The organism is Neptuniibacter sp. 2_MG-2023 (assembly GCF_030547495.1).
Classification (GTDB): Bacteria; Pseudomonadota; Gammaproteobacteria; order Pseudomonadales; family Balneatricaceae; genus Neptuniibacter.
The window spans coordinates 164119-179547 of the sequence record NZ_JAUOQC010000007.1 but is presented as its reverse complement, the minus strand read 5'-3'; the positions used below and the strand labels follow the sequence as shown (position 1 = coordinate 179547).

The 15429-nt window shown below is 41.1% G+C and carries 13 protein-coding genes and 4 tRNA genes; 4 read left to right on the top strand and 13 right to left on the bottom strand.

Annotated elements, in window-relative coordinates; translation table 11 throughout:
- Position 1: 1 nt before the first annotated feature.
- The 3 genes from Q4486_RS09120 to Q4486_RS09110 all read right to left on the bottom strand — a co-directional run bounded on the left by Q4486_RS09120 (position 2) and on the right by Q4486_RS09110 (position 596).
- A tRNA-Glu gene (locus tag Q4486_RS09120) sits at positions 2 to 77 on the bottom strand.
- Between the two features lie 357 nt (positions 78 to 434).
- A tRNA-Gly gene (locus Q4486_RS09115) sits at positions 435 to 509 on the bottom strand.
- 11 nt (positions 510 to 520) lie between these two features.
- Positions 521 to 596: transfer RNA gene (locus tag Q4486_RS09110), tRNA-Glu, on the bottom strand.
- 141 nt (positions 597 to 737) lie between these two features.
- On the opposite strand from Q4486_RS09110, the gene Q4486_RS09105 reads away from it, so the two are divergent.
- Positions 738 to 1478: a hypothetical protein gene (locus Q4486_RS09105; protein WP_303519135.1), complete on the top strand. Its 741-nt coding sequence runs from the start codon at positions 738 to 740 to the stop codon at positions 1476 to 1478.
- Here Q4486_RS09105 and Q4486_RS09100 read toward each other — a convergent pair.
- From Q4486_RS09100 to Q4486_RS09070, 7 genes are all read right to left on the bottom strand, one after another.
- Positions 1468 to 2538, bottom strand: a complete 1071-nt coding sequence (locus tag Q4486_RS09100; protein ID WP_303519134.1) for a YeeE/YedE family protein — start codon at positions 2536 to 2538, stop codon at positions 1468 to 1470. The genes Q4486_RS09105 and Q4486_RS09100 overlap by 11 nt on opposite strands.
- A 505-nt stretch (positions 2539 to 3043) precedes the next feature.
- The gene (locus Q4486_RS09095; RefSeq protein ID WP_303519133.1) at positions 3044 to 4828 is read right to left on the bottom strand and encodes a hypothetical protein; all 1785 of its coding nucleotides are present in this window, start codon (positions 4826 to 4828) and stop codon (positions 3044 to 3046) included.
- Positions 4825 to 5535, bottom strand: a complete 711-nt coding sequence (locus Q4486_RS09090; RefSeq protein WP_303519131.1) for a hypothetical protein — start codon at positions 5533 to 5535, stop codon at positions 4825 to 4827. Before Q4486_RS09090 ends, Q4486_RS09095 begins: the two co-directional genes overlap by 4 nt.
- 32 nt (positions 5536 to 5567) lie before the next feature.
- Positions 5568 to 6458 carry a dsDNA nuclease domain-containing protein gene (locus tag Q4486_RS09085; protein ID WP_303519129.1) on the bottom strand — a complete coding sequence of 297 codons (891 nt, stop codon included), beginning with the start codon at positions 6456 to 6458 and terminating at the stop codon, positions 5568 to 5570.
- 658 nt (positions 6459 to 7116) lie between these two features.
- A complete protein-coding gene (gene mobA, locus Q4486_RS09080; RefSeq protein ID WP_303519127.1) occupies positions 7117 to 7710 on the bottom strand; it encodes a molybdenum cofactor guanylyltransferase MobA in 594 nt (197 codons plus the stop codon).
- Positions 7711 to 7765: 55 nt separating this feature from the next.
- On the bottom strand, positions 7766 to 8137 hold the full coding sequence (locus Q4486_RS09075) for a response regulator (protein ID WP_303519125.1): 372 nt from the start codon (positions 8135 to 8137) through the stop codon (positions 7766 to 7768).
- A 96-nt stretch (positions 8138 to 8233) separates the two neighbouring features.
- Positions 8234 to 8866 (bottom strand): bifunctional 2-polyprenyl-6-hydroxyphenol methylase/3-demethylubiquinol 3-O-methyltransferase UbiG, encoded by a 633-nt coding sequence (locus Q4486_RS09070; RefSeq protein ID WP_303519124.1) that lies wholly within the window; start codon positions 8864 to 8866, stop codon positions 8234 to 8236.
- 130 nt (positions 8867 to 8996) lie between these two features.
- Between Q4486_RS09070 and ubiM the strand changes: the two genes are divergently transcribed.
- From ubiM to Q4486_RS09055, 3 genes are all read left to right on the top strand, one after another.
- A complete protein-coding gene (gene ubiM / locus Q4486_RS09065) occupies positions 8997 to 10316 on the top strand; it encodes a 5-demethoxyubiquinol-8 5-hydroxylase UbiM (RefSeq protein ID WP_303519123.1) in 1320 nt (439 codons plus the stop codon).
- A 235-nt stretch (positions 10317 to 10551) separates the two neighbouring features.
- Complete coding sequence (locus tag Q4486_RS09060) at positions 10552 to 12270, top strand: PQQ-dependent dehydrogenase, methanol/ethanol family (protein ID WP_303415562.1); 1719 nt, start codon at positions 10552 to 10554, stop codon at positions 12268 to 12270.
- Positions 12271 to 12337: 67 nt separating this feature from the next.
- Positions 12338 to 12760, top strand: a complete 423-nt coding sequence (locus tag Q4486_RS09055; RefSeq protein ID WP_303415563.1) for a cytochrome c — start codon at positions 12338 to 12340, stop codon at positions 12758 to 12760.
- Between the two features lie 70 nt (positions 12761 to 12830).
- Here Q4486_RS09055 and Q4486_RS09050 read toward each other — a convergent pair whose 3' ends face one another.
- The 3 genes from Q4486_RS09050 to Q4486_RS09040 form a co-directional block, all read right to left on the bottom strand.
- Positions 12831 to 13562, bottom strand: coding sequence for a DUF6515 family protein (locus Q4486_RS09050; protein WP_303519122.1), 732 nt, complete (start codon positions 13560 to 13562; stop codon positions 12831 to 12833).
- A gap of 294 nt (positions 13563 to 13856) precedes the next feature.
- Positions 13857 to 14864, bottom strand: a complete 1008-nt coding sequence (locus tag Q4486_RS09045; protein ID WP_303519121.1) for a GTP-binding protein — start codon at positions 14862 to 14864, stop codon at positions 13857 to 13859.
- A 484-nt stretch (positions 14865 to 15348) separates the two neighbouring features.
- Positions 15349 to 15425 (bottom strand) — tRNA-Pro (locus Q4486_RS09040).
- Between the last annotated feature and the right edge of the window lie 4 nt (positions 15426 to 15429).

Here is a 15429-nt window from a genome sequence, read left to right as displayed (position 1 = left end):
ATGGCGTCCCATAGGGGGTTCGAACCCCTGTTACCGCCGTGAAAGGGCGGTGTCCTAGACCTCTAGACGAATGGGACGCTACATCCTTGCAAGACGTGTTGCCTTGTAAGGAGGCGCGTATATTAAAGAACTGATTCTTAGGGGTCAACCCTATTTTTAAGAAAAAAGAACACTTTGTTTTCTATCCATGGGTTGCAAATACAGCAAACAGCCCTAACGCTGTTTTCACCCTAACCCATTGGTAATATTAAAGAACTTTCAACAAGGCAAATTCATGACAGCTTTACACCCAATACACACCATTTTTTGGCCACTCAAGTGCCAATAAGGTAGACATGCAGTAAAGGAAGACAGCTTAATAAACAGTTATCGGAGGGATAAAAACAAAAAAACCAGCATAAGCCGGCTGATAAAATAAACGGTATAGTAGAAGATGGAGCGGGAAACGAGGTTCGAACTCGCGACCCCAACCTTGGCAAGGTTGTGCTCTACCACTGAGCTATTCCCGCAATGCTTTAAATGGCGTCCCATAGGGGGTTCGAACCCCTGTTACCGCCGTGAAAGGGCGGTGTCCTAGACCTCTAGACGAATGGGACGCAGCAAGCTTTATCAGCTCATTAAAGCGGGGCAAATAATACTGATCTAACATTCAAAATACAAGTATTTTATTTGATTATTTACCTATAAAATCAGAGTTGTTTCCGATAGTGTAAAGTGATTATAAATAGGACACTTTCATGAGCCCAACTTACATAGCAGTTATTATTCTTTGTGGCGTTGCTCTCATGGCCTGTATAGCCTTTGTCATACAGGATATTGAAAACAAAAAGCGCGAACGTAATCTACGCTTGATCAGTTTAAAGTCTGGTATTCGCAGGGCATCTCATCTATTTGATGCCTTCCCACCCATTCTAATGTCTACCGAAATCCGCACCCTACTTTGCAAATACCTAGAAGCTCGCTGGACAGCGGTTGTCGAATTAGATCCGAGTGAGAGCAATAAACAGCAAAAAGCAGCTTTTCAAGCTCAAGCAGCTATTTTGCCAGAACCTGTAGCTCACCCATCAGGCTCCATGACCATATTTAAAAGCCATACAGAAGCCGCTAGAGCTATGGGCATTATAAAAGAATTAGCCCAATTCATTGCCGATATAAAAAACAAAGGCGAAATCAATAATGAAATAGCAGACAACTTAACAAAAGACGCAAAACACACCTATTCGCGTATTGAAGTTGATATTGAACTTATGAACGCGATGGAAACGGAGAAATCTAGAGGCCCCGAAGTCGTCATACATCACTACCGTAGCTGCTTTAGCAAGTTGCAAAACCTCAATTACCACCAAACGCTCGATCGACAATTATACGAAATCCGCACACATGTCGGCCAACTGGCAGAAAAAATAGATACAGCAGCAGAAGAAAAAGCAAAAGAGAAGGCAGAGGAAAAAGACTCAGGTAAAAAGTTTAACTTCTAACCACTGAAAGTTCTCGCTTTCGATCAACAAAGGTATCGGTCAGACCTGCCCCGGCCCACATAGAGGCCAAAGCAATCCAGGCCGTAATAGAAAACGCAGAGCCACCAGTTAATCCTGCACCCACGGCACAGCCACCAGCCAGCATCCCTCCCATCCCCATTAGGCATGCACCCATAATGTAGCGCACCATACTACTACCATCTTTAAACCCCTCAAGCTTTAACGTACGGGAAAAAAAAGCAGCTAAAAACGAACCAATAAAAACACCAGGCACTAATCCAACATCAAAATCCATTGGCGCACCACCTGGCATCAGAAAGTACATCAAGGTGTCGGCGGAAGGCCCTGTAAACGTCATGCTCTCAACTTGTGTAGATTCGAATGTTTGATAAGACATATGATAAGTAAACCACCAGCCGCCCACGACCATAGATCCAACACCCATAGAACCAATCCAAGCCCACGGCGTCAGTTTATTTTTTATACCATAGATCACAGCCACTACAGCACAGGCGATACTGATATATATGCCGGCATAATCACCTAAACCAAGAAAACCTAATAATTCCAGCCCCCCATCCTCATGTAGTAAAACAGAATGGGCAACAGCATCCCTAGCCGGTGCAAAAATACCACGTAAACTAGCTTGCGCTATAGCAGCAAACAATAAGCCTGAAAACAGAGCACGAAGGTTCCCTGTGGCTGCTAGCACAAGCAAACGTGCTCCGCAGCCTCTCGCTAAAATCATACCCGCACCAAACATGAGCCCGCCTATAACCGCACCGGATAAACTTCCATAAGATGCCAGCATTCTAGAATCAGTAATATCCAGCTCGCCTAGTAAAATAAGTGCCTGTGTACCACCTACCGCAGCAGAGAAAGTTAACAGCCAAATAGCCACCTTAGGCCCCATATTTCCACGTACAAATTCAACAACCGCGGCTCGTAAACAGAACTGGCTTCGCTGGGCAAACACACCAAACATCAGCCCTAAAATCAGCCCACCTAAGGCTGTTGCGCCATCTTCACCTAAGCTATCAATTAAAAAATCGAAATCCATAATGGCTAAACCTATACATAAACGTTAAAGCTAATAGGCACCGCGCAACAAAAAAAGAGACTCACAATCTCACGCTCAATTGAGAAAGGAATGACCACTGAGGGCTATTAGATTATTTCTTAATGGAATAATAACAAAACAAATTAGTATATAAATTGACCTATACCAACAGGCGAGTAGATTTATTAACAAGAACTAATAAAGAGTGTCGGATGTAGTTGGTACTAGAACTAAGTTCCAACTTGGCCAGACAACATAGGGGCTACGTATTTACTAGGCTACAGATGACTTCTCATGGATAAGAATAACTCAGGAATCCTATTGAAGGTGGAACTGTACTTAGCGAAATAAATATAATTGACGTGATATTACCCCGAAACAATAGATGATTAAGACCAGCTTGTTCTGCATCAGAAGTCTGACTAATGTATATGTATATACATAACCATATGCAGCGATGCTGCCTAATTCGATCATTACACTTAAGAGGCCTCATGTAAGATCTCTACGAATTGAACCGTGGGTCTTTCAAATACATATTTTGATTTTGACCCACATATGGGGGGATATACTCAAAGTCTACTTGATCACCACGATAGTGATATTCAGACGTAGAAAAGACTACCTGAGTCTCAGATTTCTCGCAAAGTATCTTCAGCGCTTTAAAGAATGCATCTAAATCCTCGCTGTCGATCTCATGCTGCTTGGGTGTATCGAAGACTAAGAACGGCAATCGGTTCCCTTTTTTAGAAAGAATTGTCTCTAATAAGGCGGCATGATAGGCAAGTAATACTCTGATTTTAGTACTACCTGATAAACTCTGGATAGACTCTCCATCAAACACTGGCTCAAAGTCATTCACATACTCAATGTCAAAGCTAACATTCTGAGTTTTGAGCACTGATAACCATTTCACCAAATTCTCAGTTAGAAGAACCCTAATTTTAACTAACTCAGTTAACTTTTCGCTCTCTCTTCCAAAACTATTTACTCGAACTTGAGTTTCTTCTTGTTCATTTAGCGCACTAATGTACCTCTTCTCATACTCCTCTATCTTAAGAACATCAGATAATTCAGATTTAGCCTCAAACAATTTACGCTCTAGCTCATTTAGCAATGTAATCAAGGAGCTATTATCAGCCTTTTGAATGGCCTCATTCCTTTTTTTGATTACACCATCTAGTTCCTCTTTAATTGTACATTTTGTATCTATCAGGGAGGTTCTTCTTTCACTATTTAAGATCTTGTTGCGCTTTAGATCTTTTATTTGATCCCTCAGATACAACAAGCTTCGTGTATATGTCTCGTTCGCTTTTGAAAACAAGCCGCAACCCTGATCAGATTTCGCACAGATTTCGCCGAAATCCAAAAACTCTCGTCGAGCTTCTTCATTGAGATTTAGAGTACTAATTTCATCCTCAATCTCGGCAACTATTGCATCAACACTACTCAGTTTTTGATCTATTGAAAGGACCTCTCGGTCGATCTCTCTGACTCGCCTAGATAAATTACTAATTAAAAAATTGAATGACTCATCTACTTCCGATTCATCCATCGCATTATTTTTTACTAAGTCGAGCTCAAAAGAGAGCTTTTCAATTATATCATTAAGCTCTTTGACTGTACGAAGTTCACCAGAGACACTTTCTTTAACGATTGTTAATGCAGCTTTTCTATCAACAATAACATTGCTCCAATATTCGAGTTCTTTTTCAGCCTTGAGCTTTGATTTTTTCCTGTCAAAGGAGTTTTTCTCAGGCAACTTAAAAAAGAACCTAATCATCTCTGAAAACTGATCTTTTACAAACTTATTTTCTATCGAATATATACTTGTGTAACCACTATTTTGATCGACATAAAAAAATGGAATTATCGTTGATAGATAAATACTTGTTTTATTCTTCGAGTTTGTTATCAAATTCCTATTTTCAAAACCAAGCAATCTAAATAAATATTCAGTAATTTGCATTTCTGAATAAAACTCATGAACAGATTCCGCCTCACCTACTAGCTCAATGACTTTGACATAAAATTCTCTAGAATACGGGCGTTCAAAAGATACCTGTTTAAGATTTGACTCAAGCGTCAACCTTGCTTTAGCACAATTCTCATTGATATCTTTCCTAAACCTAGTACTTAGCCCCAAACAATGAATTACACTCTGAAGCAGAGGTGACTTACCTGTACCATTTGGCCCATAAAACTGGGTAATGTGTTCAGAGAAAGAAATTTCACCAGAACTCCAGCCTTCGCTACCTTTAGGAAATATTTGAATGCTCTTCAGTTTCATATAAGTTTAGTCTCGTATTGAGCATCCTTATGAGCGGTTGCAAATGCATCTTTCACTGCTAATAAATGACAAGCTAGTTCATTGTCTTTCGATAGGACACTTTTAAGAAGCCTTTGACCTTTCTTGGTCGCTACTAATCGATTGTCTTTGTTTCTAATTTCAACAAATCCACTTAATTCAAGAAAGCTGACCGACTTTACTGTTCTAATACGTAAAAGAGCGGACCACCCTAAGTGCCTTGCACTTCCTTTAAAGCCTGCAAAAACAGTCTCAATGGATTCCCCAACTAACTGTCCTAATTCACTAGCAATGGGCTTTCTCTTTCCTGAAGCTATGACAAGTAAAATCAAGCTAATTAGTGGGAGCTGAAACAGGGTTTCATTATCTAAAAGATGAATAACGTCCTCGGTATCACCTGGGAGGTGAATTCCGCTATTTCGTTCTTCAACCTCTTGAAAAAAGCCTTCAAAATTCATGATTTCAACTTCACTATTTGTGAAAAAAAAAGCACCTAATAATTGATCCTTGTTTAGATCAAAAAGTAATTTTTCCTTCACTAATTCAGCCTCAGCCAGACCAACAGATTTTCTCAGGTCTTGGAGCTTTAGTTTATGCTGTACATCTATAATTTTATTAAGCTCGGACTCTACAATGCTCGCAATTCCTTCAGTATCGAGAAAATCTAAACGACTTTCTCGAACCCACACATCCCACTCAATTTTGCATTGTGAACAAAATTTTATTGCTTCTTGTGAAAGGCCAGCAGTTTCCAATGTTCTTTGAATGATAGAAGCATTACGAATTGCCTTCGCATCACCACCATTTTTAGAGCTAAATAAGCATCACGTGAGATTGCCAAGACATTTAATAAGTCATCAATTCCAATAGACGTTTTATCTTCAATTTCATCAAACGAAAAGCTTGTGAGTGGTCTCTTAGACTTTCTGAACACCAGATCTTCTAGCTTAATAATAATTTCCTTTGCTTCTACAGGCCGCAACTCTATTTCACTAAATTCATAGATTCTAGAATTCGCCTCCATAAAATAAGTACTACTACCTAATTTCAGGTAAGAAACATCTTCTTGGAAATCCAACTTATTAAAATGTTCAATGATCTCTTCTTCAGAATATTCTTCACCACTCTCAGCAAATGCTTCGTTGTACGTATTTACCAGCAGCTGAGCCCACTTATATTGTATTTCGCCTTTCTCAAAGCACTCTATAAGCTCCACAACTTTCTTATCAGCAACTATGTTTGTTTGAAAAATCACTGAGTGGCATTCATTCCCAAATCTCGTGACATGCTGTAGCAACTTCCCAATATAGCTATCTTGAAGTTTCTTTGCGGTTAGGGAACCACCTTGCTGAGTATTGATTCCGAATAGCTTATTGAGGCTCCAGAGATCTCTGATATTTTCTTGGGTCTTAACCTGAATAAAGTCATACGTAATTTGGCTATCAAGCATCCGCTGAACAACAACATCATCGTGAAACTCACAATATACTTTCTGTACTTCATCCTCGTTCAGGATTTCAAGGCAAGCAATGACACCTGACTTTATTTGACAATCAAACCTCTCTAAAGCAGTTCGACCACCTTGCTCTCTAGGTTGAAGCTGATGAAACATAAAATGACTACTTCCCATTAAAAACAATCAATTAAAACGATTGATCTCAAACTGATGTTAGATTTATCACTTTAGAAAAGTTGGAGCAAGCACGTTTCTACCGCAGGTAGAACACAAACCTAATGATGCGCTGAACGTAGATAAGCCTTTAGATAGCACTGCCATTTTCCTCCGATAAAAACGAGCATGTACAAGTATGAAGAAATTCATCCTGAACTAGGGGTTCAATATGTCGTAGATCAGTTTTCGATGCAACTGGATTGTAATCACTATATTCACTACAACCGTTAAAAACGGTTTCAGTATTTACCCATAAAATATCAGAAACCATATCCATGATCTAATCGTGTTTCTATTAATTACCTTCATTTTCAAAGGGTAAACGTACACCCAACCTAGCTAATACCTCTGATCAGACAGAATTCCATTTGATGCCAGAGAGATTAAGTCAACCGGCTCATCCTTCAGATCAAAACCTCAAAGGTTTATATTGCCTTTCACAATACTTAGAAGCGCATCGACAGGAAGGTCAGATGAAATCATGGGCGATAACCTTTAAAGGAGGGATAACTCTAAGCCCATATATCTAGCGAGGTAACCGCTCCTTTCTGTATTCGGCTAAGAAAAGCCTCAGAGCAGATCACTACCGATCAAAAAACTAGGCTAGGTCTTGTGATGTATTAATATTTTTTAATGCAGAGGACTTTGCATCCATTTCCACAAAATAGATAGGAAACTGCTTATACCACTTATAGACCGCTCGCTCACCGCTGGAAAGCCAATGGGTTAATTCAGTGCCAAATCTCATAGGTATAACCGCATGAAGAAACTGCGGTTGATCGCCCGTTTTTAACACCACAATCTTATCTCGATGCTGTTTGGTAGCTAGTAATAAACGTTCAATAACGTTTTTATCCAATAGAGGTGTATCACAAGGTAACACCATTAAATGGGTATAAGCATCCAGTTGACGCATCGCCGCATGAATACCTGCCAGCGGCCCCTGATAACCATTGATCTGATCTTTTACTAAGGTACAGCCAAAAGACTCATACTGATCAAAATTACGGTTACAACTAATAAGCACGGTTTCTAACAGAGGCTTTAATCGATCTAATGTCCAGCAAACCATAGGCTTCCCATCGTAGATCACTAAACCTTTATCTTGATCTCCCATTCGGCTCCCCTGCCCTCCAGCCAAGACAACTGCGGCAATTTTTAACGGGAGGGACTGCGTCAAAACATGGGACATAAACAACCTAATAGTAGATACGGTAAAAAGCTACACACCGATAAAAATGAAGGGGTTACTCCGACACCGCAATACTATCCAAAGCAGTCACCAATTTTTCAAAATCAATCGGTTTCCAGATAACCTCTTTAACATTCCCAGCATCAAGAATATGTTTAATTTCACGCCTTTCTGCCTGCCCAGTGATCACGATACAGGGTTGCTCTGGAAATTTATGACTGATGTAATTAACCACCTGATCACCAGTCAAAAGAGGCATTTTCACATCGGTGATAAAAGCATAACAATCACCTTTTTCCAATTCGGCCAAAGCCGCTTTAATCGAACTAAAACAGTGCGGTTCATAGTCCAAGTTTTCTGACTTAATACGACGCTCCAAGCTTTTGAGCATCATCTTTTCATCATCAAGAATGATAATTTTACGCATCTCAACACCGCTCAGTTTTCAACAACCCCTTATATTAGGAGCTATACACTTTTATAACGCTTTAATTATAAACCACAAATTAAAAAACAGATCGACTCAATTTCTCTTTGCACTCACTATAGCCAACCAGGGTTGCTGTTGGCGCGGCATTCCCTCTGGGCGGTAATAATGATGTAGCACCTCAAACCCAGCGTCACTCCAGAAACGTTGACTCACATCAAACTCCATATAATGGCCATAACGCTGCCCATTCCAACCCTCATCATTCCCTCGAGGATTAGAACTAAACAAAATACCACCCTCTCTAAGCGCTCGATGGCATGCATTTAAAACACTCGGTAATAACTGACTAGGCACATGAAACAGGGAAGCATTTGCGTAAATACCATCAAAACATTGCTCGCCTAAATCCAACTCAGCAAAACTTTGATTCAAAACATCGCAACCACTATGCTCCTGCGCCATCTTACAAAAAGTCTGACTACCATCTAAACCAACTGCTCTATGACCAAGCCCTTTAAAATACTGAAGATCGCGACCGGGTCCACAGCCTAAGTCCAAAAGGTCTAATCCTTCACGCTGCGGAAGCGCTTTTAAAAAAGCCTCAATATTTTGACTAACATCATGATCACGTGTTCCCTGCCAAAACGCTTCTGCATTCGTTTCATAATGACCTAAAGTGATACGTTCAATCTCTTCAACTGCATCATCGGTGTGTTTCTTTGTCATACCTACCTTCCAATTTATATCTTTTACTAAATATTCGAACCGAGATTGAGGCCGTTTTATTTGATTTACATCCAAGCTTAAAACTAAATGACGGAGTAAAGTAGCTTTTTTCAACTAAGAGGTGGTTGTTGTGAGTGAAATCTACGATGTCTTAATAATTGGTGCCGGCCCTGCAGGGCTGAGTTTTGCTCGTTCCTTAGCAGACCTGCCGCTTAATATCGCTATCGTAGAACGATCATCAGAAACAACACTGGCAGAACCTCCCGAAGATGGCCGAGAAATAGCACTCACCCATCAATCCGTAGAGATAATGAAAGCCTGTGGCTCATGGCAAAGACTACCCGCTGAATCGATCTCACCTATCAAAGCAGCCAAAGTGTTTGATGGTGAATCAAGTTACAGCTTAAATTTTGATAACTATACTCAAGATTTAGAAGCCTTAGGCTACCTAGTCCCCAACCACCAGATTCGTAAAGCTTACTACGCAGAACTCATATCTCATCCTCAGATAGACGTTTTAACTGAAACCCTTGTGGAAACAGTGACAACAGATGAATACAACGGCACAGCAATTCTCAGCAATGGCAAGAAATTAAAAGCTAAGCTAATTATTGCTGCGGATACGCGTTTTTCTGAGATGCGTCGTAAAATGGGGTTATCTGCAACCATGAAGGACTTTTCAAGAAGCGCAATCGTCTGCCGAATGGAACATGAAAAGTCACACCAGCAAACTGCATTTGAATGCTTTCATTATGGTCGTACAACCGCAATTCTACCCATGAACGGGAACCGCTCATCCATTGTAGTTACTGTTAATAGCCGTGAAGCACAGCACTATGCTGAAATGAAAGAAACTGACTTTAACCAGACGATAGAACACCAGCTAACTGGCTTACTTGGGGAGATGAAACTGACCGGTATACGTCATATCTATCCATTAGTCGCTGTACACGCTAATCAATTTGTAGGACGTCGCTTCGCCTTAATCGGTGATGCCGCTGTAGGTATGCACCCCGTCACAGCTCACGGTTTTAATCTTGGACTTAAAGGACAAGCAACCTTAACTCAATTAATAGCACAAGCAGTTGCCGATGGTGAAGAGATTGCTAGCAAAACACTTTTAGCCAACTACGAATCAGAGATGATGCGCACTACTCGTATCCTCTACCACGGTACAAACTTAGTGGTAGGCCTATTCACAAACGACACTTTGGCAGCAAAAATAGCACGTAAAGCGACCCTTCGTTTGGCAAATAATATTACCCCGATAAAGCAGCTTATTACCCAATCTCTGACTGAAAAAGAATTAGATAAAGCAAACCCACTACAGGTATTAAAAAATCACCTACCGCCCCAACCAGCTTCCCTACCTATAAATAAGGTAAAACAGAACTTAGAAAAGAAGATATTGAACAAATTTAATCCGTCTGCGTTCTTTAGTTCTAACTAAAGTTTCGCTCTGAGATAAAATCCTACGATCTTATCCTCAATAAAATTGGTAACCACTCGATAACTGAAATTCAAATAAAACATAATGTCGCACAATGACACAAACAGTTTCAACCAACATGCAAAAAGCATAGAAATAGATCAAATTCATCCTATTTTTTAATGGCACAAATAATGCTCTCTCATAATCGCGCACGTATACGATAAAAATTAAAAATACATAAGTGAGAGCAAATATGATGCATAAAAAAATAGCAGGTGCAGTCGTCTGCACGGCTCTATTAGGCTTAAGCCTATCTATCAACACCTACGCACTTGGCGTCAGTGTCTTAGAAGGAAAGCATCTTAATAACTTTGTTACGGACGATATGCTGCTTAATGCAGATAAAGATCCAAACAACTGGCTACATTACGGTCGAGACTACGAAGGAACACGGTATTCTCCCTTAACACAGATAAACAAAGAAAATGTCAGCGATTTAGTGCCTAAATGGAACCTTTCGTTTGGTGTAATTGGCGCACAAGACAGCCAAGTTATGGCCGTCAATGGTCGACTCTACGTTACCTCCAGCCAGAACCTAGCCTTTGGCCTTGACGGAACAACAGGCGACATCCTTTGGAAATATCAACGCGCACTGCCTGGTGACCTAGGTTCAAAGCTTTGCTGTGGTTCAGTTAACCGCGGTGTCGCGGTATACAAAGATAAAGTTTATATGGCCACACTCGACACCCATATGGTTGCCTTAGACAACAATACAGGGGAAGTGGTTTGGGAAAAGAAACTAGGTGACTACAAAACAGGTGAGATCCTAACGTCCATGCCAATGGTTATTAATGGCATGATCGTAATAGGCAACTCCGGTGGTGACCTCGGTGCAAACCCAGGCACCGTGTATGCGCTGGATGCTGATACAGGCGAACTGATCTGGAAAACCTACACTGTCCCAATGACCGGCAAAGAAAAAATCGCCAAATCATGGGCAGGAGATTCTTGGAAAACCGCAGGCGGTACGCCATGGCTTCCACCAACCTATGATAAAAAAACAGGTTACATTCTTTATGGTGTAGGTAACCCTACCCCAGACTTTGATGGAAGCTCACGAAAAGGTGACAACCTATATACAGGTTCCACCGTCGCAATCGATCCGAAAGACGGCAAAATTGTTAACCACTTCCAATACACGCCCCATGACGTTTGGGATTATGACGGTACCAACGAAGCGATACTGATCAAAGATAAGAAAAACAGAGACACCTACCTACATGCTGACCGTAACGGCCACTTATATTCTATCAACAGCAAAACGATGAAATGTAACTGGGTTGTTCCTATGCAGCGGGCCAATTGGGTTGAAAGCTTTGATGACAACTGCCGTCCAACGGTTAATCCAGACAAAGTACCAACTGAAGGTAAAATCACAACCGATATCGCACCGACGCTAGGCGGCGGTAAAGAGTGGCACCCAGCCGCTTACAGTAAACGTACCGGTATGATTTATGTGCCTGTCATTGATATGTCGATGGATCTAGAAGCCAAAAAACAAGAGTTTAAACCTGGGCAATGGTTCTTAGGCACCAATACACTTCGTTTACACCCCGGAGCAGGTTATCTAAAAGCATTTAACGCAACTACCGGCGAACTTGAATGGATGCGGTCGCAAAACGTACCAGCAACAGGCGGTGTACTAGCCACGGCGGGCGGACTAGTTTTTAACGGTGATGCTGAAGGTTTCTTCCGCGCCATTAAAGATGATACTGGCGAAACCCTATTTGAATACAACGTAGGTACAGGTATCCACAGCAACCCTACCACCTACATGGTAGGCGACACCCAATATGTTGCCGTACTTGTAGGCCCTGGTGGCGGTAGCTTATGGCCACTCGTGTATGGAGAGTTTTTCAAACATAACACTAAGGGCGGCGGTCTCTTCGTGTTTGCACTCCATAAAAAATAACCACCTGAATCATTTTTAACCTTTACGAGGGAGCACCTGCTCCCTCTATTATCTTCAAAGGTGTTCCATGCAAAAACGACTAAAAACCAAACTCGCAATTTTGATTCTGATGAGCATAGTATCAACCGCATGGGGGTTTGGTGTAGAAGGCCTCCAACAACAAGAAGGCACAAGCGAAGAGGATCTAGCGGCACTCGCTGAAAAACACATAGGCAACCCCGACTCTATCGCCACTGGTAGACAACTATTTGGTAATACCTGTCTATTTTGCCACGGCCCCGATGGTAAAGGTGCTCGCGCCCCATCTTTAGTAACAGGCCCCTATAGGCCCGGCGGCGGTAACACACCAGAATATATGTATTCCGTTGTTATACATGGGCGTCCAGGCACGATCATGGCATCATTTAAAGAAAGCCATACAGATGATGAGATCTGGCAGATTCTAGCCTTTTTACGAGATCGCTCTACTGCTATTGCAGCAGAAAAGTAACATTAAACCCAAGAAATAATCCGGCGTTTGGCACGCCTATCTTAGACGTGCCCTTTTTCCAAAACCTTACCTAATTCAGCCTCACAGCTAGGTAATGAATCCCCTGACCTGATAGCTGAGGCAAAAAGTAAATATCTCTATATTGAAAATACTGCTGTCCATTGATGGTGACCGACGCTGCGCCTTGGGGCAAAGCGCTATAACTGTTACCCAACTGAAAGTTGCTACTCCGGGTAGGTAAAATAGTCGTACTACGGATAATCGTGCCACTCGGTGCTTCAACTACACGGTAATAGCCATTATCAAACACATAGTAAATGCCTTGAACAGCATAATAGGAGCGCCCTTTTACTATGACCTTTTCATGTCCATTGGGTAGATAACGAATTTTCAAACCCGACGGTGGACGAACAACCGTATAGCCTTGATGACCATAGCGATAATAGAATCCGTCATTAAAGATAAATGACACACCTCCAAAATTAACAGATATTCCTTTCGCTGGTGCTTTATGAACAACCGCACCGGTTTTATAAACCTTCCGCTGCGGAACGCTATGCTGGCGATATACAATTGTCTTGTGCGATACAACTTTAACCGGAGCACTCTTATGATGACCCGGGCTCTTTTTCGTTTCCTTGCCCTTAGATTGTTTATTCTGATTCTTTTTATTTTGACCTTCTATAGATTTAGTCTCTTTATAGTGTGCATCTTTATACTGTGAGTCTTTTCCTTGAGCGGCACCCGTCGTTGGCAGCACAATCAAACTCATAACAAGGGGTAATAGGATAGTTAATTTCATCGCGTTACCTATCTAAACCAATTAAGTTAATAACCATACTACGCGGAAAAATTAACAAAAAACTCGACTTAGCATACCTTTACACAACCTTTGCACTTCTTGACGGCCTGTCCACTCAAATACGCAGACACCGTATATTTTTTAATATACAGATTGCTAAATTGACTTAAAAAGCTGCACACAAAAAGCCAATAACAGTTTTATTTCAGATAGTGACTATCAATCAGCCAATCAGCAGATCAAATCTACCCTAGGGCGCACTTCCTGTTCTGTTATTACAGGGAATAGATCTATCTACGCATCTATTAAACAAGCCAACATTTCACGTTCAATCTTTTCCCAATCTAGCTCAAACGGGCTAATAATTTCGACTCGAGAATCGCGGCGGTAAGCGACCTTATCAAAATCAGATTCGTCCTGAACCCTATTGAACAAAACCCAATCACTACTAATTCGGATTACGCCCTTAATTCGATTAATGCCCCGAATACCATTAAGTACCCCTTCCAACTTCCAATAGTCGAAGCAATCACTCCGATGAAAAATCCAACCACAACTGTAAAAACCACTCCCATTACCTATTTTTTTGATAGGACTTCTCGGTTCTGGCCATACGTCTGGATCGGAATGATTATGGTGATGATGAGGGGCATGCCCATGGGAACCGGGCAATTGATTACAAAACTTACCCTCTCGTACTACATCAAGCAGCTTAAGATCAATCAGTCCCCGAGTCGTTCTACCAACATGTTGTTTTGGAGGGAACATATTGTTGAGACTTGTTTCAGCTATTTCTATAAATTCTTCAGCAGCAAGATCACATTTATTGATGAGAACAATATCCGACATGCTCAGCTGATCCTGGAAAGTTTTATTACTTATTACCTCTTCTTGATCAAGTAGACGCGGATCCAGCAAACACACTGTCGCCCGTACATCCAGGATATCTTTAAAAGAACGATTCATAAGGGTATCCATAATACCTTCCGGATGCCCTAGACCTGTAGGTTCAATAATTAGACGGTCAGGACTAGCATGCTCAATGAGCACTGAGAGCGTTTTTGACAATGAAGCTCCCATAGAACAACACATACATCCACCAGCAACCTCTTTTACATAAACGCCATCATCGTCAGGCAACATTTCCTGATCTATCCCGACCTGACCAAATTCATTAACTAAAATAGCCCAGGATTCACTTTCAGGTTTACTAGCTAACATTGCATTTATTGCTGTAGTTTTACCGACACCCAAAAATCCAGTGATGATATTGGTAGGGATCTTTCGTTTATGATCATTCATTAATTTTCTTCGCTATATTGTGAAGCAGGATACATCATCGAGGCTAAGTAACTTGAAACGCTGCAACGTGACACAAGATTCATAGATAACTGGTAGGTGTGGCCGCTCTCAAAGGTAACGGCCATATTGCAGGGCTATAACTTAAAAATTCATAGCAGAAGCGCAGCAAAGTTCTTAGCATCCGTTCTAGGAGTTTATTTTAATTTCTCTAGAGAGATAATAGCCTTTCCATAAAAACATCTTTTACACACAGGTAATAATAAAACCCCAGATAAAGCGGTATCTTATCTACTTTAATCGTTTCGATTGAAGGTAAGGACCTTAACAACGGCAGAGTAGATCACTGAACGATTGAAATTCTAAGGGGCGCCAATTAACAATAAAAAAGTTATGACCTAAAGCGCAACATCGAGCACAAAAGTAAAAAACGAAAAGGCTGAGTCAATTTAAGACAATCTAATTTAATAAAATATAGAAGATTATTTGGTCGGGATGAGAGGATTTGAACCTCCGACCCCTTGCACCCCATGCAAGTGCGCTACCAAGCTGCGCTACATCCCGACTA